The organism is Cupriavidus sp. 05T313 (genome assembly GCF_056396665.1).
The window spans coordinates 1-20,755 of the sequence record NZ_JBFTLX010000003.1 but is presented as its reverse complement, the minus strand read 5'-3'; the positions used below and the strand labels follow the sequence as shown (position 1 = coordinate 20,755).

Genomic DNA, 20,755 nt, shown 5'->3' with positions numbered 1-20,755 from the left:
AGGCGGCGGTCAGGGCCGCCGCCTCGCTGTCATGCCGGCCTGGCTCACCAGGTCACGCCGAGCCACTCCTTCAGTTGCGTGGCCTTCGACCGGCTCACCGGCACCAGCGTGTGTTCCGCATCGTCCATCACCAGCTGGATATGCTCTTCCGACCGGATCACTTCGATCGCGTGCGGAAGGCTGACGATATGGCTGCGGTGGACGCGCAGGTAGACGCTGTCATCCAGGCGATGCTCAAGATCCGTCAGCGAGAGATTGGACAGGTAGCGCTCGTCCCTGGTCACGATCGTCGTGTAGTGGCCATCGCCCTGGAACCGCACGATGTCCTTCAGGTCCACCAGGATCACGCGGTTCTTGCGGTACACGGGAATCTTGAATAGCCGCCGCGGCGACGGCACGTTGCCGCCCGCGCGCTGTTCATCCGGTTCCGTCGTGAGATCCGTCACGTCGTAGAAAATCATGCAGGTGCCGCAGATACCGCCCGAGGCCGTCATCTTGGACACCTTGATCAGCAGGATCCGGTCGGGGATGTTGATCATCATGGCGAGCGGCGGAGGCGACTTCACCGGGCATCCGCTGGCGTCCTCCGCCTGAAGCAGGAAGCGCAGCTTCTCCCGGCTCTTCTCCGGGTGCAACTGCAACACATCGATCCCGATCAGCTTGTCCTGGCTGACGCCCAGCGACTGCTCGCTGGCGGGGCCCAGGATTTGCATCGCCACATCGTTGAACGCGGTGACATGCCCCTGCGCATCGAGCCAGACGATGCCCGGATTGAACTGCTCCAGTTTGTGCTGGAACGTCTCCTGGCGACGCGCATCGGGCGTCGTCACGGTGAAGGGCGCATGGCGGTCCATTCACATCTCCTGGTCATTCATGGGGCCCCTCGTGCGCCTGGCCCGGCATTTCCCTTGTGCATTTCTGTTGTATGTGCAACCTGCATTTCGTGCAAGTTTCCGACGCCTGGCGCAGGCAAAACGGCCGTTCGGGAATTCAAATTGCTTTGCTGCGGTGCATTCTGAAATGCTGCAAGAAACACTGCGCGCCCGGGGCATCGCTGGCCTGGACGGGAACTGGCGCATGACAAGGAGACCGATGTGATACCTCGTCCGTTCGAATATCACTTGCCGAAGACGTTGCCGGAGGCGTTCGCCTTGCTCGGAGAGTACGGCGACGACGCCAAGCTTCTTGCCGGCGGCCACAGCCTGCTGCCCATGATGAAGCTGCGCTTCGCCGAGCCCGGCCACCTGATCGACCTGGGCAAGCTGGCGGAACTCAAGGGCATTCGCGAGGACGGTGGCGAGATCCGCATCGGTGCCATGACGACCGAGAACGAGCTGATCTGGTCGGCCTTGTTGCAGGAGAAATGCCCTCTGCTGGTCGAAGGCGCGCGCCAGATCTCGGACCCGCAGGTGCGCTACCGGGGCACGCTCGGCGGCGACATCTCGCACGGCGATCCGGGCAACGATCATCCGGCGCTGATGATCGCGCTGGACGCCTCGTTCGTGCTCGCGGGCAAGCTTGCCGAGCGCGTGGTGCCGGCCGACGGCTTCTTTCTCGGCACCTACATGACGCTGCTCGAAGCGGACGAGATCCTGACCGAAATCCGCATTCCGGTGCGGGCCACGGGCAGCGGCCATTGCTACGCCAAGCTCAAGCGCAAATCCGGCGACTTCGCCACCGCCGCCACGGCGGTGATGCTGCGTATGCGCGGCGAGACCGTGGAGGATGTGCGCATCGCGCTGACCAATGCCGCGCCGACCGCCCTCAGGGCCAGCGACGCAGAGCAATACCTGCGCGGCAAACCGCTCGACGATGCCGCCATTGCCGAGGCCGCGCGGCTGGCGATGGCCATCTGCGACCCGGCCGAGGACCTGCGCGGCGACGTCGAATACAAGACGGCGATGGCGGGTGAGATGACGCAGCGCGCGCTGCGCGTTGCTTATTCGCGCGCCGCGCACTGAACTGGCGATACGGTAAGCCGATAAGCAGGTTCCGGAGGCACGACATGAGCAAAAAGACGATGGTGTCGTTCAGGCTGAACGGCAAGGACACGGACGTGGTGGTCGAGCCGCGCGAACTGCTGATCCACACATTGCGGGAGCGGTGCCTGCACACCGGCCCGCACATCGGCTGCGAGACTTCGCATTGCGGCGCCTGCACGGTCGACATGAACGGCATGTCGGTCAAGGCCTGCACGGTGCTGACGGTGCAGGCGGAGGGCGCGGACCTGCTGACCGTGGAAGGCATGGCGCAAGGCGGCGAGCTGCACGCGCTGCAGGAAGCCTTCATGCAGGAGCACGCGCTGCAATGCGGCTTCTGCACGCCCGGCATGCTGATCCGCGCGCACCGGCTGCTGCAGGAGATCCCCGACCCGAGCGAGGAGGAGATCCGCTACTGGATGGCCGGCAACCTCTGCCGCTGCACGGGCTACCAGAACATCGTGAAAGCCGTGCAGTACGCCGCGCGCAAGCTGCGCGGCGAGGCGGTCCAGACCTCGCATCCGCTGATGGGCGAGACGCAGTGATCCCGCCGTCATCCAACATCGACGCAACGGAGAAGCATGATGGGAAATATGAATGCCGAATCCGAGCGCGTGGCCGCGCTGGAAGGCATGGGCTGTTCGCGCAAGCGCCGCGAGGATCCGCGCTTCCTGCAGGGCAAGGGCACCTATGTCGATGACATCAAGATGCCGGGCATGCTGTTCGGCGTGATGGTGCGCAGCCCGTACGCGCATGCGCGCGTGAAGAAGATCGACAAGTCGCGCGCGCTCGCGCATCCCGGCGTGCACGCGGTGCTGACCGCCGATGACCTGAAGCCGCTCAAGCTGCACTGGATGCCGACGCTGGCCGGCGACGTGCAGGCGGTGCTGGCCGACGAGAAGGTCTGCTTCCAGAACCAGGAGGTGGCGTTCGTCGTGGCCGACGACCGCTATGTCGCGGCCGATGCCGCGGAACTGGTGGAAGTGGAATACGAGGAACTGCCCGCGCTGGTCGATCCGCTGCAAGCCCTGGCGCCGGACGCGCCGGTGATCCGCGAGGACATCCGCGACAAGCAGGCGGGCGCGCATGGCGCGCGCAGGCATCCCAATCACATCTTTACGTGGAATATCGGCGACAAGGACAAGACCGACCGCGTGTTCGACAACGCTGAAGTCACCGTGACGCAGGACATGCTGTATCCCCGCGTGCATCCGTGCCCGCTGGAGACGTGCGGCTGCGTGGCGTCCTACGACAAGGCGCGCGGGGACCTCACGGTCTACATCACCTCGCAGGCGCCGCATGTGGTGCGTACGGTGGTTGGCCTGCTGTCCGCCATCCCGGAGTCGAAGATCCGCATCATCTCGCCGGATATCGGCGGTGGCTTCGGCAACAAGGTTGGCGTGTATCCCGGCTATGTCGTTTCCATCGTGGCATCGATCGTGCTCGGGCGGCCGGTCAAGTGGATCGAATCGCGCGCGGAGAATCTCAGCACCACCGCGTTTGCCCGCGACTATCACATGCAGGGCGAACTCGCCGCGGACAGCGACGGGCGCATCAAGGCACTGCGCGTGCATGTCGTCGCGGATCATGGCGCCTTCGACGCGTGCGCCGACCCCACCAAGTGGCCGGCGGGCATGTTCCATGTGTGCACCGGTTCCTACGCGATCCCCAACGCCTTCGTCTCGGTCGATGGCGTCTACACCAACAAGTTTCCTGGCGGCGTGGCCTACCGCTGCTCGTTCCGCGTCACCGAGGCGGTCTACCTGATCGAGCGCATGCTCGACGTGCTGGCCCTGAAGCTTGGCATCGACAAGACCGAACTGCGGCTGCGCAACTTCATACGCAAGGACCAGTTCCCGTATCTCACGCCGCTGGGGCTCGAGTACGATTCCGGCGATTACGAAACCGCGCTGCGCAAGGTACTGGACGCCGTTGACTATCCCGCGCTGCGCGCCGAGCAGGCGGCGCGGCGGGCTGACAAGCATGCCGAGTGGCTGATGGGCATCGGTGTCAGCACCTTTACCGAGATTGTCGGCGCGGGGCCGTCGAAGTCGTGCGACATCCTCGGCATCGGCATGTTCGATTCGTGCGAGATCCGCGTGCATCCGGACGGCTCGGCCATCGCCCGGATGGGCACGATCACGCAGGGGCAGGGCCACCAGACGACTTACGCGCAGATCATTGCTTCGGAGGCCGGCATTCCGGCATCGGTGATCCAGGTGGAGGAGGGCGATACGTCCACCGCGCCGTACGGCCTTGGCACCTACGGCTCGCGCTCCACGCCGGTTGCCGGCGCGGCGGTGGCGCGGGCGGCGCGCAAGATCCGCGAGAAGGCCCGGCTGATCGCCGCGCACCTGTTCGAGGTCGGCCCGGACGATGTCGAGTTCGACCTGGACCGCTTTGCCCTGAAGGGTTCGCCCGGACAGTTCAAGACCTTGAAGGAGGTCGCATGGGCCGCCTACAACAACGTGCCGGAAGGCATGGAAATGGGGCTGGAAGCGGTGGACTACTACGATCCGCCCAACTTCACCTTCCCGTTCGGCGCCTACGTTTGCGTGCTCGATATCAACCGCTACTCGGGCGAGACGCGGGTGCGCCGCTTCTACGCGCTGGATGACTGCGGCACGCGCATCAACCCGATGATCATCGAAGGGCAGATCCACGGCGGGCTGACGGAGGGCTTCGCCGTGGCGATGGGGCAGGAGATGCCCTACGACGAAGCCGGCAACCTGCTGGGCGCCACGCTGATGGACTACTTCATCCCGACCGCGATCGAAACGCCGCACTGGGATACCGATTTCACTGTCACGCCGTCGCCGCATCACCCTATTGGCGCGAAAGGCGTGGCCGAATCGCCGCACGTCGGCTCGATCCCGTGCTTCACCTCGGCGGTGGTCGATGCCTTCGCGCACCTGGGTGTCACGCATATGAACATGCCCCACAGCGCCTATCGCGTCTGGCAGCAAAGCCGCGCGCTCGGGCTGGCGGAGCGCTGACGCCAGGAGCCCGCCATCGCGCCGCGTGCGGTGGCCGGCGGCGGCTCACGAACTCGAGGACAGCCCGATGAAAGTCGTACTCGAAAAGGTATTTCCGCTGGCATCCACGGTCGATGCCGCGTGGCATTCCCTGCGGGACGTCGAGGCCGTGGCCGCGTGCATGCCGGGCGCGACGATCACCGAGCGCGTGGATGCCACGCACTACAAGGGGACGATTGTCGTTCGACTCGGCCCCGCCACGATGTCGTTCAAGGGCGATATCGAAGTGCTTGGCCTCGATCCGGCCGCGCGAAGCCTGCATCTGGCCGGCAAGGGCGCGGATTCGACGGGCTCTTCCGCCGCGTCGATGGACCTGCTCGCGACCGTGCGGGCGGCRGGCGCGGCTTGCGAGCTGGCCGGCAGGAGTGAGGTGACAATGAGCGGGAAGGCGGCCGCGTTTGGCGGACGGATGATGAACGCGGTGGGGGACCAGATCCTCAAGCAATTCGCTGCCAATTTCGCGGCGCTTGTGCAGGCGCCGCGGGCACGGCCCGCTGCGGATGCCGCCGATACCCCCGTGCCGGAGGCGGCCGCGCCGCAAGCCGGGTTGAACGGCCTGGCGCTTGCCTGGGCCATGCTGCGCGACTGGGTGCGCGGGATCTTTTCCCGCAAGGCCACCTGACCGGATGCCCGAGCCCGCCATGACCACCGGCCGCATGAACGACGTGATATCGCTGCAGCAGCGCCTGGAGCGGCATGGCTATATTGCCGAGCGCAGCTTCGCGGCGACCCTGCTGCTGACCATGGAGATGCGCCGTCCCCTGTTGCTGGAGGGCGAGGCGGGCGTCGGCAAGACCGAGGTCGCGAAAGCGCTAGCGCGCTTRCTGGACACGCGCCTGATCCGCCTGCAGTGCTATGAAGGGCTGGACGCGCATTCGGCGCTCTACGAGTGGAACTACCAGCACCAGTTGCTGGCGATCAAGCTGCTGGAGCAGGACGAACGCCCGGTCCCGGACAAGGAGCAGGACATTTTCTCCGAGCGCTACTTGTTGAAGCGGCCATTGCTGGAGGCGATCACCACGACGCCGGCGCCGGTGCTGCTGATCGACGAGATAGACCGTACGGACGAAGCGTTTGAAGCGTACTTGCTGGAGTTGCTGTCGGACTTCCAGATGTCGATTCCGGAGCTCGGCGTGATCCGCGCGGCGGAGCGTCCCTTCGTGATCCTGACCTCGAACGGCACGCGCGAGATCTCCGATGCGCTGCGCCGCCGCTGCCTGTACCAGTATGTGGACTATCCGAGCTTCGACAAGGAACTGCTGATCGTGCGCATGCAGGTGCCGGAGGTGCCGGAGAAGCTCGCGCGCCAGGTCGTCGAGTTCGTGCAGGCCTTGCGGCAGATGGATATGCAGAAGCGGCCCGGCCTTGCCGAGACGCTCGACTGGGTGTCGGCCCTGCTTCGGCTGGGCATCAGCGCGCTCGACGCCGGCGGCGTCGAGCGGATCATGGATTCCCTCTCCGCCCTCGTCAAGACGCGCGCGGACCAGGCCGGGCTGACCCGTCCGGTCGTGGAAAAGCTGGCCGCAGCATGCTGACCGCCATCCCTTGCGCCGACGAACGGGCGCCTGCGCAAAGTCTCGGTGCCATGCTCGAATCCCGCTATGCCGGGTTCGCGGGATGGCTGCGCGCCAACGGCTTTGGCATCACCAGCAGCGAGATGGCCGCCGCGATGGAGGTGGCGCAGCGCATGGGGCAGATGGATAGCCAGCTGCTGCGCTGGAGCCTGCGCGCGCTGTTGTGCTCGCGCGCCGAGGAATGGCGCCGCTTCGATGCGCTGTTCGACGCCTACTTCCTCAGGCCGAACCGCCGCGCGCTGGTGCGGGCCCATGCGGGCGGCGCTGGCCGCATGGCGCGGCAGCGCGACGGCGGCCGGCCCGACGACAGCGAAGGCACGCCGCTGGCACCCGGTGGATATGGCGACGACACGACCGGTATGGGCAGCGCGGCCGCGCGCGGCGTCTCGGACGAGGCCTCGCTCGCCCACGCGGATTTTCGCCATCTCAACCAGCCCGATGCACTGTTCGCCATCGACGAGGCGATGCGGCGCTTCGCGCAGCGGCTGCGCGGCATACAGACACGCCGCGAACGCCGCGCCGTGTCCGGCCGCGTGATCGACATGCCGTCGACGATCCGACGCAGCGTGTCGCGCGGCGGCCTGCCGCTGGACCTGGCCTGGCGGCGCCCGCAGCGGCGGCGTCCCCGCATCATGCTGCTGCTGGATGTGAGCCGCTCGATGAGCCTGTACAGCTTCTTCTTTCTCCGGCTTGCACGGGTGTTGAGCGCGCGCGTTTCCGACGTGCATTGCTTCATCTTCCATACGCGGCTGGTGGGTATCGCGCAGGCGCTGCGCGATCCGGATCCCTGGCGCTCGCAGGAGCGGCTGGCGCTTCTGTCGGCGGGGTGGGCGGGCGGCACGCGCATCGGCGAAAGCCTGGATGAATTCAACCGGCAGCATGCCGCGGCGCTGCTGCACTCGCGCACCGCCGTCGTCATCGTCAGCGACGGCTACGATGCCGGCGCGCCGGCGTTGCTGCGGCAGTCGCTGCACAGGATCCGGCGGCGTTGCCGCACCCTGGTCTGGCTCAATCCGCTCGCGGGCCAGCCCGGCTTTACGCTGACCAGCGCCGGCATGTTGGCAGCGCTGCCGTATATCGACCTGCTGGCCGGCGCGCGCGATCTCGCAAGTCTTCAGCAAGTGCTGCCACAAGTGCTGTCCATTCTGCAATGAAGCAATGAACGACGATACTCTCCTGCAACTAGAGCAACGGCTGATCGAAGCCTCGCTGCCGTTCGCCGTCACCACCGTGATACGGGCGCAGCCGCCTACCTCGGCCTGGGTAGGCGCGCAGGCGCTGGTGGAAGCCGATGGCGCGTTGCACGGCTGGATTGGCGGCGGCTGTTCCCGCGCCATCGTGATCCAGGCCGCGCTGGAGGCAATCCGTTCGGGGCAGCCCAAGCTGCTTCGCATCAGCAACGCGCCCGCGGCGCCGGAGGCGGATGTGGAAAACCACGCCATGCCGTGCGCGAGCAACGGCACCATCGAACTGTTCATCCAGCCGACGCTGCCGCCGCCCGTGGTGCTGGTGCTTGGCGCGACGCCCACCGCGCTGGAGGCCTGCGTGCTCGCGCAGCGCATGGGGCTGAGCGTTGCCGCCGCGGCGAAGGTAACCGTGCCGCTATGCGGCCTTTGCATTGCTGGATCCGCAACTAGTCCTGGTGGCCACTCAGGGCGACGGGGACGAGGATGCCCTGGAAGCCGCCATGCGCAGCCCTGCAGCGGCGGTCCTGCTGGTAGCCAGCCAGCGCAAGGCGGACAAGCTGCGCGAGGCCATGCGCGCGCGCGGCATCGCCCCGGAACGGCTGGCCGCGCTGCATGCGCCGGCCGGACCCTGTATCCATGCGCGGACCCCGCAGGAGATCGCGCTGGGCGCGGTCGCGGGACTGGTGATGCTGCGCCGCCTGCTGGAGCAGGAGCGGGCGGCCGAGGTGTCGGGCGCGGGGCCGGCCGACAAGCTGCCCGTGGTGCGTCCGTGCGAGTCGATGGCATCGGTCGAGCCGATGCCGGTGCGCTACGTGAACCCGGTCTGCGGGATGGAGATCGATATCGCTTCTGCGAAGTATGTTGTCGACTACGGCGGGCAGCGCCTGTATTTCTGCTGCGACGGCTGCAAGGTGGAATTCGAGCGCGAGCCGGGCAAGTACCTGGCGATCGCGCGGCAGCGGGAAACGACATGAACGACATGAGCGAGACTGCGACCGCGCTGCCTGCCTTCTCGGCGGTCGTGCTGGCCGCCGGCATGTCATCGAGGATGGGGGACAGGCACAAGCTGCTGCTGCCGGTGGCAGGGCAACCCGCGGTCAGGCGTACCGTACGCGCCGTGCTTGCGGCGGGACCGCAACAGCTTGTCGTGGTGACCGGCTTCCAGGGCCGCGCGGTGATCGAATCGCTTGAGGACCTGCCAGTCGGCTTCCAGCCCAATCCGCGCTACGAGGAGGGCCAGATGACCTCGGTGGCCGCCGGCGTCGCCGCGCTGCGGCTGCCGTGCAGCGTGGTGCTGGTCTGCCTGGCCGACCAGGTCTTGCTGGAGGCCGGCGATTACCGGGAGCTGGTGGACGCCTTCGGCGCCATGCCGCGCGGCTCGATCCTGGTCCCGGTATTCGCGGGGCAGCGGGGCAACCCGGTCGCCTTTTCCGCCAGCTATGCCGCCGAGGTGGTGGCGGGGCACGTCAATCCCGGCTGCCGCAAACTGATCGCCGACCATCCGGACGAAGTCTTCGTCCATGAAGCCAGCCACGACCGCTTCACCACCGACATGGATACACCGGAGGACTACGCCCGCATCGTGGAGCGGCTGCGCGTTGGCAGCACGGCTCGCGCATAGGAAAACGGGCCTCTCCCGCTGCGCGGAAGAGGCCCGTTTGACCCGTGTGTGGTTCGTCCTGGTCCGGACGCGCGGGATTTACTTCAGCATCTGCACCGAACCGTTTACCGTCACCGTGACCTGGGCCTTGCCGCCCTCTACCGGCACCGGCGCGGAATCGGCCATCATGGCCTTGGCCGCGTACATGCGCGGCATCGGCTGCACGGCGCCGGCTTCGCTCACCTGGACTTCACGGATGGTGTAGCTGCCGTAGCCGAACAGTTTGGTGGTGGCCTGCGCTTTTTCGCGGAAGGAGGCCACGGCCTGCTCGGTCAGCTTGGCCTCGGCGGCGTGGCGGGCTTCGCGCGACAGCGAGAAGCTGATGTTCTGCACCTGCATCTGGCCGGCGAGCTGACCCGCGAGCTTGGACACCGCGGAGAAATCACGCGACTCCAGAATCACCTCGGCGCGGCCGCGCCAGGTGCTGATGCGCCCGTTCTTGTCGTTGGACGGATAAATGGTGAAGCCGCCTGATTGCGCCTGCACGCCGCTGGTCCGCTTTGCCTGGGCAATCACTTCCTGCGTCTTCGCCGWCAGCGACGAGGAAATCGCGCCGGGCTCCGCGCCTTCCTGTTCGGCTGCCAGTGTCATGTGCACCACGTCGGTGGGTACCTCGGTGGCGGCCTGGGCGGACAGCGACAGCACGCCGGCGGGCGCCGGGTCGTGGGTCGGGCCACCACCCTGGGCGGAGGCAACCATGGCGGTGGTACCGAGCAGCGTGGCGGCAAGCAGTTGTTTCATCAGGATTCTCCCTTTCTTGGCGATGCAAATCAGACGCGCGGCCGAGGTGATCGTTCCGTTACCTTGCGATCGACGTTGTATCTACATGTATCCGCTGCGCTGCACCGCCCAAGCCGCCGCTCAGAACGCGTGCCAGGCCTTCCACAGCATATAGGCCGCAAGACTGAACAGCAGGCAGGCGAAGACCTTCTTGAGTTGCCCGACATCCATGCGGTGCGCGGTGCGCGCCCCCAGCGGCGCGGTCAGCACGCTGGCCACGGCGATCACCGCCAGCGCTGGCAGATAGATGTAGCCGAGCGAACCCGCCGGGAGCCCGCCCTGGCCCAGCCCGCTCCATACATAGCCGATCACGCTCGCCACGGCGATGGGAAAGCCGAGCGCGGCCGAGGTGGCCACGGCGTTGTGGATGGGCACGTTGCACCAGGTCATGAACGGCACCGAGACAAAACCGCCCCCCGCGCCGACCAGGCTGGACAGGAAGCCGATCACCCCGCCGGCGCCCAGCATGCCCGGCGTGCCGGGGAGCTGCCGGTGCGGGGCGGGCTTGCGGTTGCGCAGCATTTGCCACGCGGAGAAACCGACAAACACCGCGAACAGCAGCGACAGCCAGCTCGTCTTGAGCGCCGCGAAGACCTTGCCGCCCCCGATCATGCCGCCGATCAGGATGCCCGGGGCCAGCGCGAGCACCAGTTTCCATCGCACCATGCCGCGCTTGTGATGGGCACGTACCGAGGACAGCGAAGTGAACAGGATGGTCGCCATGGAAGTGGCGATCGCCATATGGACGATGGCCTCATGCGGGAAGGCCATGGCGGTGAACAGCAGCGTGAGGAAGGGCACCATCAGCATGCCGCCGCCGACGCCGAGCAAGCCGGCGCAAAAACCGGTGAAGGCGCCGAGCAGCAATAGCCCGGGAATCAGGGAAAAACTCATGATGCGGAATCGGCCTTATTGGTGTTGTAGTTATGTAGTCGGCAGCCATTGTGTCATGCCGCCTGTGTGACCGTCAGTGCTGCCCGCCATGGTGGGCGGCCGCAGCCGCGCCGCATCTTTGAAGCGTTTCAGCGCATCAGCGCATCAGATTCGTGGTAATGAAACGCCATTCGGCCGGCGTCACCGGCGTGATCGACAAGCGGTTGCCGCGGCGTAGCACGGCCATGTCCGCCAGTTCCTCGTGCGCGCGCAGGTCGGCGAGCGAGATCAGCGGGCCCTTGCCGACAAAGCGCACGTCGACCAGCATCCAGCGCGGTGCATCGGGCTTGGCGGCGGCATCGTAGTAGTCGCTCTTCGGGTCGAACTGGGTGGGATCGGGATAGGGCTGCGAGCTGACTTCGGCCAGGCCGGCAATGCCGGGCTGCGGGCAGGAGGAGTGATAGAACAGCACGCCGTCGCCGATGCGCATGGCGTCGCGCATGAAGTTGCGTGCCTGATAATTGCGCACGCCGGTCCATGGCAAGGTGCCACGCTCGGCCAGGGTATCGATGCTGGCCTCGTCGGGTTCCGATTTCATCAGCCAGTACTGGCGGGCGCGCGTGGTGGCATTGGCTTGCGTGGATCGGCTCATGGGCAGGCAGGGCAGGCGTGACGTTGGCGACAGCGCTATGGTGCAGCAAGCCCGGCCAAAAGAAAACCGTTTGCCCGACGCGGGCCGGCGTGGGCGCGCATCAGCAAGGAAGCGGGGGCAGGGCGCAGGAGGGAAACATGGCGGCGCAAGAAAGCGCGGCACAAAAGGAAAAGGCGGTGGTTAAAAAACCACCGCCTTTAGAGGGGTCCCCGCCTCGGCCGCTGGATCGGCATCCTGAACCCAAGTGAGGTTCAGAGTGGCTGCGGAAGCCGCATTTCGGGTACATCACTGTTTCAGGGAGTCCAGACTGCGACTATGAACCAAGCGACGCGCTCGCCCACACGGCATAATCCCGCACCAACAAATGCTTATCGGTTCAAGGAATATGATCCTGACGAACCAGGCAGGGAAACTGTCAAACGTCTGACCTTTATTGCACTACCGAACACAACGGCTCCGGGAGGGCTGTCAGACGTTTGCCGTTTCGAACTTGGATGGGATGAAAACGGCGGTCAGGCGCGATAACCCGACCTAAGGTGCCGCAACTATGTGGCTTGGTGCGGCTTGGCTCCACTATACACCGCACCGCTTTCCATACCAAGCCCGTCGTTGCGTGTCGTTACATTTTGCTGACGCGCGCGGCATGTCGGGCACATCGCGGCTCCCCTGTGCCGTGCGGTACACCGCCTGCGGTGCGTTCAGTTGCGCGGCGCGGGCGCATTGGTACCCACGTGCGCGTACTGCCGCAGGGCTTCGTCCGCGCGTTCGTTGAGTTCGCGAATGCGCGCGCGCACGGCATCGACGGGAATCGCGCCRTCCTCCTGCTGCTTGCGCTTGAGCGAGAGCAGGTCGGAGGCGATGCTGATGGCGGCCATCACGGCAACGCGTTCCACGCCTTTGGCGGACACGCCGCCCTTGAGGCGGGTCATCTGGTCGTCTACCAGTGCCACGGCTTCCAGCAGCGCGGCTTCATTGTCGGGCGAAATGGCGAAACGGTAGGACTGGCCGGCAATGTTCACTTCGACTTGCTTGTTGCTCATGCGTTTTCTCCGGGAGCCTTGTGATCGGCGCGGCTGGCCGCCTCGCCTTCGCCCAGCAGGTCGAGCTGGCGGGCGTCGCTGGCGGTGGGCAGCTTGTCGAGGATCGACTGGATGCGCAACTGCGCTTCCTCGATCTTGATATTGAGCAGCTCGCGGTCTGCCGCCATGGCTTCGCGGTCGCCGCGCAGCTGGCTGGCCTCGGCCTGCAGGCGTTCGATCTCCTCGCGCAGCCGCTGGTTCTCCGCCGCAAGGGTATCGGCATGGTGCAGCACACGCCCGATCTTGGCGGCGAGTTGTTCGAGTTCGGTGAGCATAGAGCCTGTCATATCTAGGGTCTCGGRTTTTGGGATTTTAGCCCAAGCGCTATCGTGAGGACGGCGAACGCAGGTGTGTGTGACCGGGCCTGCGCGCCGAAGTTGCATGCATCGTCGCTTAACGGCATTCCGGGCGACGGCTTTATGCCTGTTTTCAGGCGCCCGCCACTGGTTTTCCGCCGGAATCACGCGGCATTGACGCTTGCCCTGAAACTGCCTACACTCGCGCACGTTCCAGGTGCTCGTAATCCTATTCACTACAGGGTTGCAGTTCAACGGGAAACAGGGAGCCAGCCGCCGCCGCCAGGGCGGGGCCGTGCCAACCTGTGCTGCCCCCGCAACGGTAAGCGACCGCGATCGCAAGATCGCAAGGCCGACCCACAAGCCACTGAACCGCAAGGTTCGGGAAGGCGGTCGGACTGGTGTCGCCAGCCCGGATACCGGCCTGGATGAGAGTGCGCTGCCTTTTGCTGTCTTTTTGCGGGAACCGGCGGCGTGCTTCGTCGCCAGACGGTCCGCGGGGGAACGGACCAGGCAGATCTCTCCCACAATCGCATCATGCGCTCATCGTCCTACAGGTCGAGCCGTCCGGCATTGCCGGCGCGCCGTCACACCGCCCCCGTCTTCGTCTCCCGGCAACTGCCCGCAGCGCTTGCCGCCTTGCTTGCCGTGAGCGCGCCTGGCATCGCCATGGCCCAGTCCGCCGGACAATCCGCCTCGCAGCCCGCGGCCGATGCGCAACTAGACCCGGTGGTGGTCACTGCCACCCGCACTGTCCAGCCGTTGACCGAGGCGCTGCCGCATACCACCGTAGTGACCCAGCAGGACATCGTCAACTCGCAAGCCATCGACCTGCGCTCGTTGCTGCGCACGCAGGCCGGCGTGGAGTTTGCCGCCAACGGCGGCCTGGGTGCCAATACCAGCCTGTTCATGCGCGGGGCCAACTCCAACCAGACGCTGATCCTGATCGACGGCGTGCGGATCTCGGCTGCCAGCAGCGGCACGGCCCAGCTCTCGAATATCCTGCCCGACCAGATCGACCATATCGAGATCGTGCGCGGCAATGTCTCGGCGCTCTATGGCTCGGATGCGATCGGCGGCGTGGTGCAGATCTTCACCAAGAGCGGTGCGGGCCAGGCTCCCGCAGCCAACGCTCAGATCGAATACGGCAGCAACAATACGCGCCAGGGCACGGTGGGCTACGGCGGCCAGGTGGGCGATACCTCGTTCAATATCACCGGATCGGCCGTCAAGACAGACGGTTTTTCGGCGATCAATGCGGCCCAATGGAACGGTGACAATCCGGCCAAGGCAAAGAAGGGCACAGGCCCGAACCCGAACGACAACCCGTATGACAACAAGAGCGTATCGGGCCAGGTGAAGCATCGTTTCACCAGCGACTGGGACGCCGGCGTCACCGCCTACTACTCGAAGAGCAAGCTCTCCTACGACACCACGACAGGCAAACCGACCGATGTCTGGTGGATGAACAGCGAGTTGTACACCGTATCCGCCTTTGTCAACGGCAAGTTCACCCGGGACTGGACCACGCATTTCAAGATCGCGCAGAGCGGGGACAATAGCGAAAACACCCTGAACGGACTGTTCAACAGCAACTTCAACACGCGCAACCGCCAGTACACGTGGCAGAACGAATATGCGCTGGCGCCCACCCATAAGCTGCTGTTCGGCACGGAGTATGCGCAGCAGGAATTCAGCTCGAACACGTATGGCGCGCCGGGCCGCAATATCATGTCGGTGTTCGGCGGCTACGATGGCCGGCTGGGCAAGCACCAGCTGCAGCTCAATGCGCGCAACGACCATTACTCGGATTTCGGCAGCCAGGCGAGCTATTTCGCCGGCTACGGCTATAACGTGACCGAGGCGTTCAAGCTGATCGCCAACGCCAGCAATGCCTTCCGCGCGCCCACCTTCAACGAACTGTACTATCCCAACTATGGCCAGCCCGGCATCCAGCCCGAGCGCGCCAAGTCGGTCGAGCTGGGCGCGCAGTACAGCACGGACAGCGCCGGCCTGCTGCGCGTGACCGCGTTCGAGACCCGCTACGACAACCTGATCACCGCCGCGTTGCAGCCCAACGGCTTGTTCCTGGCGCAGAATATCAACAAGGCCAAGGTGCAGGGCATCGAAGCCTCGTGGCGCGCCAGGCTGATGGGCACCGATGTGGGCGCCAGCGTGACCTTCCAGAACCCGGTGGACGAGCAGAGCAATACGCAGTTGCTGCGCCGCGCGCGCCGCCATGCCGCCTTCGACGTGGGCCGCCAGTTCGGCGCCTTCCGCCTGGGCGGCGAGTGGATTGTTTCGTCGGCCCGCCTCGATAGCGGATCGCGTACCCTGGGCGGATACGGTATCGTCAACCTCACTGCCCGTTACAACATCGACAAGCAATGGTTCGTTGCCGCCCGCGTGGAAAACCTGTTCGACAAGAACTACCAGCTCGCCTATCCCTACAACACGCAGGGACGCGCCGGCTTTATCACGCTGGGCTGGCGCCAGTGATGGCGGCCGCCTGAGATGCGTCGCGCGCTAGCCGTCTGGCTGATGCTTGCCGCCGCCGGCGTGGCGGTGTTCCTGCTGTCCCTGGCGGTGGGCAGCGTGCCGCTGTCGGGCACGCAGGTCTGGCAGGCGCTGTCAGGCGCCACCGACGATACCGCCGGCGCGATCGTGCGTGAGCTGCGGCTGCCGCGCGCGGCGGCCGCCTTCGCCTGCGGCGGCCTGCTGGCGCTGACCGGCGCGCTGATGCAGGTGCTGCTGCGCAATCCGCTGGCCGAGCCCTATGTGCTGGGCGTCTCGGGCGGCGCGGCCACCGGCGCGCTCACCGCCATGCTGATGATGTGGCCGCTGTGGACGGTGCAGGCCGGTGCAGCGGGCGGCGCGCTGTTCTCGATGCTGCTGGTGGCCACGCTGGCCCGGCGCGACCTGCTGCACCCGCAGGTGCAGGGCGGCCACCATGAGGCCGGCTCGCGCCTGCTTCTCACCGGCGTGATCCTGGCCGCGGGCTGGGGCGCGCTGATTACCCTGATCCTGAGCGTGGCGCCCGAAGCGCGGCTGCGTGGCATGTTGTTCTGGCTGACCGGCGATCTTGGCGGTACCGCCAGCTACGGGCTCGCGCTGGGTGCCCTGGCGTTGGCCGTGCTGCTGGCGATGCCGCTGGCGCGCTCGCTCAATGCCATGCTGCTGGGCGAGACGGTAGCGCAGGCGCTGGGCGTGCGCGTCGGCGCCGTGCGGATGTCGGTGTTCGTGCTGGCCTCGCTGGCCATCGCGGTGGCCATCACGTCCGCCGGCTCGATCGGCTTTGTCGGCCTGGTGGTGCCGCATCTGGTGCGCCTGGCCTGGGGCAACGACCAGCGCCTGTTGTTGCCAGCCTCGGCCTTGCTCGGCGGCGCGCTGCTGATGGCCGCCGACCTGGTGGCGCGCACGGTGATCGCGCCCGCGCAGTTGCCGGTGGGCRTGATCACGGCGCTGCTGGGCGTGCCGACTTTTCTCTTCTTGCTGTTGCGCAGGCCGCGCTGATCCCCATGACGAGCTGGAACCAACCCGTCTCGCCTTGTCCGCCGCTGGTGCTGCAGTCCTTGCAGCTGCGCGCTGGCAAACGCGCCTTGCTCGATGGCCTGAGCCTGACCATCCAGGCCGGCGAACTCTGGTGCATCGTCGGCCCGAACGGCGTCGGCAAGTCCACGCTGATGTCGGTGCTGGCCGGACTGCGCAAGCCCGACGGCGGCGCGGTGCTGCTCGACGGCCGCGCGCCACTGGAGATCGCGCCGGCCGCGCTGGCGTTGCGCCGCGCCTATCTGCCGCAGGCGGTGCACGATACCTTTTCGATGTCGGTGCGCGACGCCGTGGCCGTGGGCCGCCATCCGCACCTATCGGGCTGGGGCTGGTCCGGCCGCGAGGACGATGCGGTGGTCGCCGCGGTCATCCGCGAACTGGATCTCGACGGGCTGGCCGGGCGCGATGTGCTGACCCTGTCCGGCGGCGAACGCCAGCGCGTCTCGCTGGCCGCCACGCTGGCGCAACAGGCGCCGCTGCTGCTGCTCGACGAACCGGCCGCCCACCTGGACCTGCGCCACCAGATCATGGTGCTGGAAACCCTGACCCGGCTGGCACGCGCCGGCCGCCACGCTGTCGTGGTGATCCTGCACGACCTCAACCTGGCGCGGCGCTACGCGACCCATGCCTTGCTGCTGGCCGAGGACGGCCTCTGCCTGCATGGCCCCGCGTCGGAAGTACTGACTCCCGCGTATTGCTCGCACGCGCTGCGCACGCCGATTGTCAGTGTCAGCGACGGCCACCATACCGCGCTGATTGCCGACGGCGCCACTCATCCGGAACAAGACGGAAATCAATATGACTGAACCCCAGGCCAACGCCCCCTCCACGAACGAAGACGCCGCCCGCGACGAACGCCACAAGGCGCGCATGGCGCGCAAGAAGGATGTCGTGGACGCCAAGATCGCCGCGGCCCAGGACGAGCGCGGCGTCATCGTGATCACCACCGGCAACGGCAAGGGCAAGTCCAGCTCCGGCTTTGGCATGGTGGTGCGCGCGCTCGGCCACGGCATGCAGGCCGGCGTGGTGCAATTCATCAAGGGTGCGATTCCCAGCGGCGAGGAACTGTTCCTGCGGCGTTTTCCGGACCAGTGCGCCTTCCACGTGATGGGCGAGGGCTACACCTGGGAAACCCAGGACCGCGCGCGCGATGTGGCCAAGGCCCAGGCGGCGTGGGAGGTGGCGCGCGGGCTGCTGCGCGACCCGTCGGTCGGGCTGGTGCTGCTGGACGAACTCAATATCGCGCTCAAGCTGCATTATCTCGATGTCGACACCGTGATCGCCGACCTGCGCGCGCGCCCGCCGATGCAGCATGTGGTGATCACCGGCCGCGGCGCGCCGCCTGCGCTGATCGAGGCGGCGGACACCGTGACCGACATGACGCCGGTCAAGCACGCCTTCCAGCAGGGCATCAAGGCGCAGCGCGGCGTAGAGATGTAAGGCTCCGGCCATTTGTGCATTTGTGCCATTTGTCATTCAGCCAATCACTGCGACGAACATCATGCAATTACCCTACATTGCCCCGCTCGACGCCTCCCTGCGCCCGGCGCTGCAAGCCGCCATCGATGCCAAGACCAAGCCGCTCGGCGCGCTCGGCCGGCTCGAAGACCTGGCCCTGCAGATCGGCCTGATCACCGGCGGCGGCACGCCTGAACTCAAGCGACCGGCCGTGATCGTGTTCGCCGGCGACCACGGCGTGGCCGACGCCGGCGTGAGCGCCTATCCGGCCGAAGTGACGGCGCAGATGGTGCTCAATTTCCTGGCCGGCGGCGCGGCCATCAATGTGTTCTCGCGTCTGCACGGGCTGGCGCTGGAGGTGGTGGACGCCGGCGTGCGCGCGCCGCTGCCGTCCGCGCCTGGTCTGGTCAACTGCCGCATCGCGGCGGGCACGCGCAATTTCGCGCAAGAGCGCGCGATGACCGCGGAGCAGGTGCAGGCGGCGCTCACCGCCGGCATGGCGCGCGTGCTGCGCCACGCGCAAGAGGGCAGCAACGTGATCGGCTTCGGGGAGATGGGCATTGCCAATACCTCGTCGGCCGCTTGCCTGGTGAGCCGGCTGACCGGCACGCCGATCGACGATTGCATTGGCCGTGGCACCGGCCTGGACGATGCCGGCCTGGCACGCAAGCGGGCTGTGCTGTCGCAGGCGCTGGCCCTTCATGCCGATGCCGTGGAGCCGCTCGACGTACTCGCGGCATTCGGCGGTTTCGAGATCGCCATGATGACCGGCGCTTTCCTGGCCGCGGCGGCCAGCCGGATGGTGATCCTGGTCGACGGCTTTATTGCTTCGGCCGCGCTGCTGGTGGCGCAGCGCCTTGCTCCCGAGGTGCTGCAGTACTGCGTGTTTTCGCATTGCTCGCATGAGCACGGCCATCGCCGGCTGCTCGAGCATTTCGGCGCGGAACCGCTGCTGGCCCTGGACCTGCGCCTGGGCGAGGGCACCGGCGCCGCGCTGGCCTATCCGCTGGTGGCCTCGGCCGCGGCCTTCCTGCGCGAGATGGCGACCTTCGGCGCCGCCGGCGTCAGCACGGCTTCCGCCTAGCGCGGCGGCAATCCTGCCACAATGGCCCATGCTCGATGAAATCCGCTATTTCCTGACCGCCGTTGGCTACTTCACGCGGGTGCCCGTGCCGCGCTGGGTTGGCTTTGCGCCGCACTACCTGAACGCGGCGGCGCGCTATTTCCCGCTGGTGGGGCTGCTGGTGGGCGCGCTCGGCGCGCTGGCGAGCTGGGGCGCACTGCAATGGTGGCCGCCCGGCGTGGCGCTGCTGCTGGGCATGGCAGTGACGCTGCTGGTGACAGGCGCCTTCCACGAAGACGGCCTGGCCGACTGCATCGATGCCTTCGGCGGCGGCTACCGGCGCGAGGATGTGCTACGCATCATGCACGACTCGCGCATTGGCGCGTTCGGCGCTATCGCGCTGGTGGTGGCGCTGCTGCTCAAGTGGCAGTTGCTGGTGGCGATTGCTGCGCGTAGCGGCATGGTGGAGCTGCTGCTGGTGCTGGTGGCCGCGCATGCGGCCAGCCGCGCGATGGCGGTGAGCTATCTGGCCACGCTGGACTACGTGCGCGCCGAGGGTAAGGCGAAGCCGGTGGCGCAGCGGCTGTCGGGCATCGGCCTGGTGTTCACGCTGCTGTGCGGTGCCTTGCCGCTGTTGCTGGTGTCGCTGCCGTTTGCCGCCGTGGTGATGGTGGCGTTGGTGGTGCTGCGTTTCCTGCTTGGGCGTTATTACGTGCGCCGTATCGGCGGCTAYACCGGKGATTGYCTCGGCATGGCSCARCAGCTKGCSGARTTGTYGATCTATCTSGTRGCMGCGGCATGGACCTGGTCCTGATCCGGCACGCGCGGCCTGAGGTTGCGCAGGGCGTTTGCTACGGGGCGCTCGATTTGCCGCTTGCGCAACCAGTGGAACCCGAACCCGCTCGCATGTTGTCGATGCTCGATGGCCTGGTGCCGCAGCGCATCGTCAGCAGCACGATGGCGCGCGCTCGCGCTACAGCGGCGTTGCTGGCGCGGGACCTCGGGCTGCCGCTCGAGACCGATGCGCGGTTGCGTGAGCTGGATTTCGGCAGGTGGGAGGGCTGTGCGTGGGATGYCGTGCCGCGCGCGGAGGTGGAGGCGTGGGCCGCGGATCTGCTGCATGCCAGGCCTCACGGCGGCGAGACGGTGGCCGAGGCGATGGCGCGTGTGGCGGCATGGGCTGATGCCTTGCCGGCGGGCGCGCCGGATCGTTTGTGGGTAGTGGCCCATGCGGGGCCGATGCGCATGCTGGCGGCGCACTGGCTTGGCGTACCGTTGGCCACTACGCTGGGATGGGATCTTGGCTTTGGAGCGAGTTGCCGTTTCACGATCGGCGGCGCCGTGCCGCGGCTGCGGTGGTGGAACCGGGTTTGACGGGGTGGGGGGAACCGGCTGACTTCAAAGGCTTAGAGTCAAAGGCTTAAAGTCAAAGGCAGTTTCACCTCCCCTGCGGGGAGGCGACCTACTTTCTTGTCTTGCCAAGAAAGTAGGCAAAGAAGGCGCGCCGGATGGGGCGACACCCCCTCGGGATCCGGCGAAAAGAGCGGCCGGGACCCAAACTCGCATCGCC

The 20,755-nt window shown here is 66.7% G+C and carries 21 protein-coding genes, 1 other RNA gene, 1 pseudogene and 1 riboswitch; of the genes and pseudogenes, 16 read left to right on the top strand and 7 right to left on the bottom strand.

Annotated elements, in window-relative coordinates:
* Nucleotides 1–44: 44 nt before the first annotated feature.
* On the bottom strand, nt 45–854 hold the full coding sequence (locus AC1DKD_RS01055) for a LytR/AlgR family response regulator transcription factor (RefSeq protein ID WP_477111111.1): 810 nt from the start codon (nt 852–854) through the stop codon (nt 45–47).
* A 240-nt stretch (nt 855–1,094) separates the two neighbouring features.
* Here AC1DKD_RS01055 and AC1DKD_RS01050 point away from each other — a divergent pair, with 240 nt between their 5' ends.
* From AC1DKD_RS01050 to AC1DKD_RS01010, 9 genes and pseudogenes are all read left to right on the top strand, one after another.
* Nucleotides 1,095–1,961, top strand: a complete 867-nt coding sequence (locus tag AC1DKD_RS01050; RefSeq protein WP_477111112.1) for an FAD binding domain-containing protein — start codon at nt 1,095–1,097, stop codon at nt 1,959–1,961.
* Nucleotides 1,962–2,005: 44 nt separating this feature from the next.
* Complete coding sequence (locus AC1DKD_RS01045; protein ID WP_441625349.1) at nt 2,006–2,524, top strand: (2Fe-2S)-binding protein; 519 nt, start codon at nt 2,006–2,008, stop codon at nt 2,522–2,524.
* 36 nt (nt 2,525–2,560) lie between these two features.
* On the top strand, nt 2,561–4,975 hold the full coding sequence (locus AC1DKD_RS01040; RefSeq protein WP_477111113.1) for an aerobic carbon-monoxide dehydrogenase large subunit: 2,415 nt from the start codon (nt 2,561–2,563) through the stop codon (nt 4,973–4,975).
* Between the two features lie 67 nt (nt 4,976–5,042).
* Entirely contained in the window at nt 5,043–5,636 is a 594-nt protein-coding gene (locus AC1DKD_RS01035) for an SRPBCC family protein (protein ID WP_441625345.1), read from the top strand.
* A gap of 19 nt (nt 5,637–5,655) precedes the next feature.
* Nucleotides 5,656–6,549: an AAA family ATPase gene (locus AC1DKD_RS01030; RefSeq protein ID WP_441625343.1), complete on the top strand. Its 894-nt coding sequence runs from the start codon at nt 5,656–5,658 to the stop codon at nt 6,547–6,549.
* Entirely contained in the window at nt 6,543–7,742 is a 1,200-nt protein-coding gene (locus AC1DKD_RS01025; protein WP_477111114.1) for a vWA domain-containing protein, read from the top strand. The genes AC1DKD_RS01030 and AC1DKD_RS01025 overlap by 7 nt, the downstream gene beginning before the upstream one ends.
* A gap of 4 nt (nt 7,743–7,746) precedes the next feature.
* A pseudogene (locus AC1DKD_RS01020) lies at nt 7,747–7,923 on the top strand (XdhC family protein); the annotation flags it as partial.
* A 352-nt stretch (nt 7,924–8,275) separates the two neighbouring features.
* Nucleotides 8,276–8,749, top strand: coding sequence for a YHS domain-containing protein (locus AC1DKD_RS01015; RefSeq protein ID WP_477142839.1), 474 nt, complete (start codon nt 8,276–8,278; stop codon nt 8,747–8,749).
* A complete protein-coding gene (locus AC1DKD_RS01010; protein WP_441625337.1) occupies nt 8,746–9,396 on the top strand; it encodes a nucleotidyltransferase family protein in 651 nt (216 codons plus the stop codon). The genes AC1DKD_RS01015 and AC1DKD_RS01010 overlap by 4 nt, the downstream gene beginning before the upstream one ends.
* A gap of 78 nt (nt 9,397–9,474) precedes the next feature.
* On the opposite strand, the gene AC1DKD_RS01005 is transcribed toward AC1DKD_RS01010, so the two are convergent.
* From AC1DKD_RS01005 to AC1DKD_RS00980, 6 genes are all read right to left on the bottom strand, one after another.
* Nucleotides 9,475–10,176, bottom strand: coding sequence for an SIMPL domain-containing protein (locus tag AC1DKD_RS01005; protein ID WP_477142838.1), 702 nt, complete (start codon nt 10,174–10,176; stop codon nt 9,475–9,477).
* Nucleotides 10,177–10,296: 120 nt separating this feature from the next.
* Nucleotides 10,297–11,109 carry a sulfite exporter TauE/SafE family protein gene (locus AC1DKD_RS01000; RefSeq protein WP_441625335.1) on the bottom strand — a complete coding sequence of 271 codons (813 nt, stop codon included), beginning with the start codon at nt 11,107–11,109 and terminating at the stop codon, nt 10,297–10,299.
* Between the two features lie 136 nt (nt 11,110–11,245).
* A complete protein-coding gene (locus tag AC1DKD_RS00995; protein ID WP_441625333.1) occupies nt 11,246–11,740 on the bottom strand; it encodes an EVE domain-containing protein in 495 nt (164 codons plus the stop codon).
* Nucleotides 11,741–11,942: 202 nt separating this feature from the next.
* Nucleotides 11,943–12,153: non-coding RNA, 6S RNA (gene ssrS / locus AC1DKD_RS00990), on the bottom strand.
* Between the two features lie 285 nt (nt 12,154–12,438).
* Nucleotides 12,439–12,780: a cell division protein ZapA gene (locus AC1DKD_RS00985; protein ID WP_441625331.1), complete on the bottom strand. Its 342-nt coding sequence runs from the start codon at nt 12,778–12,780 to the stop codon at nt 12,439–12,441.
* Nucleotides 12,777–13,094: a hypothetical protein gene (locus AC1DKD_RS00980; protein WP_045235926.1), complete on the bottom strand. Its 318-nt coding sequence runs from the start codon at nt 13,092–13,094 to the stop codon at nt 12,777–12,779. The genes AC1DKD_RS00985 and AC1DKD_RS00980 overlap by 4 nt, the downstream gene beginning before the upstream one ends.
* A gap of 219 nt (nt 13,095–13,313) precedes the next feature.
* Nucleotides 13,314–13,557, top strand: a riboswitch (cobalamin riboswitch).
* Between the two features lie 95 nt (nt 13,558–13,652).
* Here AC1DKD_RS00980 and AC1DKD_RS00975 point away from each other — a divergent pair.
* The 7 genes from AC1DKD_RS00975 to cobC all read left to right on the top strand — a co-directional run bounded on the left by AC1DKD_RS00975 (nt 13,653) and on the right by cobC (nt 20,559).
* Entirely contained in the window at nt 13,653–15,614 is a 1,962-nt protein-coding gene (locus AC1DKD_RS00975) for a TonB-dependent receptor plug domain-containing protein (protein WP_441625329.1), read from the top strand.
* Nucleotides 15,615–15,629: 15 nt separating this feature from the next.
* Nucleotides 15,630–16,628 carry a FecCD family ABC transporter permease gene (locus tag AC1DKD_RS00970; RefSeq protein ID WP_477142837.1) on the top strand — a complete coding sequence of 333 codons (999 nt, stop codon included), beginning with the start codon at nt 15,630–15,632 and terminating at the stop codon, nt 16,626–16,628.
* Between the two features lie 5 nt (nt 16,629–16,633).
* A complete protein-coding gene (locus AC1DKD_RS00965) occupies nt 16,634–17,470 on the top strand; it encodes an ABC transporter ATP-binding protein (RefSeq protein ID WP_477111116.1) in 837 nt (278 codons plus the stop codon).
* Complete coding sequence (cobO, locus tag AC1DKD_RS00960) at nt 17,463–18,104, top strand: cob(I)yrinic acid a,c-diamide adenosyltransferase (RefSeq protein WP_477111117.1); 642 nt, start codon at nt 17,463–17,465, stop codon at nt 18,102–18,104. The genes AC1DKD_RS00965 and cobO overlap by 8 nt, the downstream gene beginning before the upstream one ends.
* Before the next feature lie 61 nt (nt 18,105–18,165).
* Complete coding sequence (cobT, locus tag AC1DKD_RS00955; RefSeq protein WP_441625321.1) at nt 18,166–19,206, top strand: nicotinate-nucleotide--dimethylbenzimidazole phosphoribosyltransferase; 1,041 nt, start codon at nt 18,166–18,168, stop codon at nt 19,204–19,206.
* A 28-nt stretch (nt 19,207–19,234) separates the two neighbouring features.
* Nucleotides 19,235–19,999, top strand: coding sequence for an adenosylcobinamide-GDP ribazoletransferase (locus tag AC1DKD_RS00950; RefSeq protein ID WP_477142836.1), 765 nt, complete (start codon nt 19,235–19,237; stop codon nt 19,997–19,999).
* Nucleotides 19,984–20,559, top strand: coding sequence for an alpha-ribazole phosphatase (gene cobC, locus AC1DKD_RS00945; protein WP_477142835.1), 576 nt, complete (start codon nt 19,984–19,986; stop codon nt 20,557–20,559). The genes AC1DKD_RS00950 and cobC overlap by 16 nt, the downstream gene beginning before the upstream one ends.
* Nucleotides 20,560–20,755: the final 196 nt, after the last annotated feature.

What these genes read in the sequence shown, in the direction of transcription:
- AC1DKD_RS01000 (WP_441625335.1), bottom strand. Translation starts at nt 11,109, where the DNA reads ATGAGTTTTTCCCTGATTCCCGGGCTATTGCTGCTCGGCGCCTTCACC.
- AC1DKD_RS00975 (WP_441625329.1), top strand. Translation starts at nt 13,653, where the DNA reads ATGCGCTCATCGTCCTACAGGTCGAGCCGTCCGGCATTGCCGGCGCGC.
- AC1DKD_RS01015 (WP_477142839.1), top strand. Translation starts at nt 8,276, where the DNA reads ATGCGCAGCCCTGCAGCGGCGGTCCTGCTGGTAGCCAGCCAGCGCAAG.
- AC1DKD_RS01010 (WP_441625337.1), top strand. Translation starts at nt 8,746, where the DNA reads ATGAACGACATGAGCGAGACTGCGACCGCGCTGCCTGCCTTCTCGGCG.
- AC1DKD_RS00995 (WP_441625333.1), bottom strand. Translation starts at nt 11,740, where the DNA reads ATGAGCCGATCCACGCAAGCCAATGCCACCACGCGCGCCCGCCAGTAC.
- AC1DKD_RS00980 (WP_045235926.1), bottom strand. Translation starts at nt 13,094, where the DNA reads ATGCTCACCGAACTCGAACAACTCGCCGCCAAGATCGGGCGTGTGCTG.
- AC1DKD_RS01055 (WP_477111111.1), bottom strand. Translation starts at nt 854, where the DNA reads ATGGACCGCCATGCGCCCTTCACCGTGACGACGCCCGATGCGCGTCGC.
- cobT (WP_441625321.1), top strand. Translation starts at nt 18,166, where the DNA reads ATGCAATTACCCTACATTGCCCCGCTCGACGCCTCCCTGCGCCCGGCG.
- AC1DKD_RS01040 (WP_477111113.1), top strand. Translation starts at nt 2,561, where the DNA reads ATGATGGGAAATATGAATGCCGAATCCGAGCGCGTGGCCGCGCTGGAA.
- AC1DKD_RS01045 (WP_441625349.1), top strand. Translation starts at nt 2,006, where the DNA reads ATGAGCAAAAAGACGATGGTGTCGTTCAGGCTGAACGGCAAGGACACG.
- AC1DKD_RS00965 (WP_477111116.1), top strand. Translation starts at nt 16,634, where the DNA reads ATGACGAGCTGGAACCAACCCGTCTCGCCTTGTCCGCCGCTGGTGCTG.
- cobO (WP_477111117.1), top strand. Translation starts at nt 17,463, where the DNA reads ATGACTGAACCCCAGGCCAACGCCCCCTCCACGAACGAAGACGCCGCC.
- AC1DKD_RS01025 (WP_477111114.1), top strand. Translation starts at nt 6,543, where the DNA reads ATGCTGACCGCCATCCCTTGCGCCGACGAACGGGCGCCTGCGCAAAGT.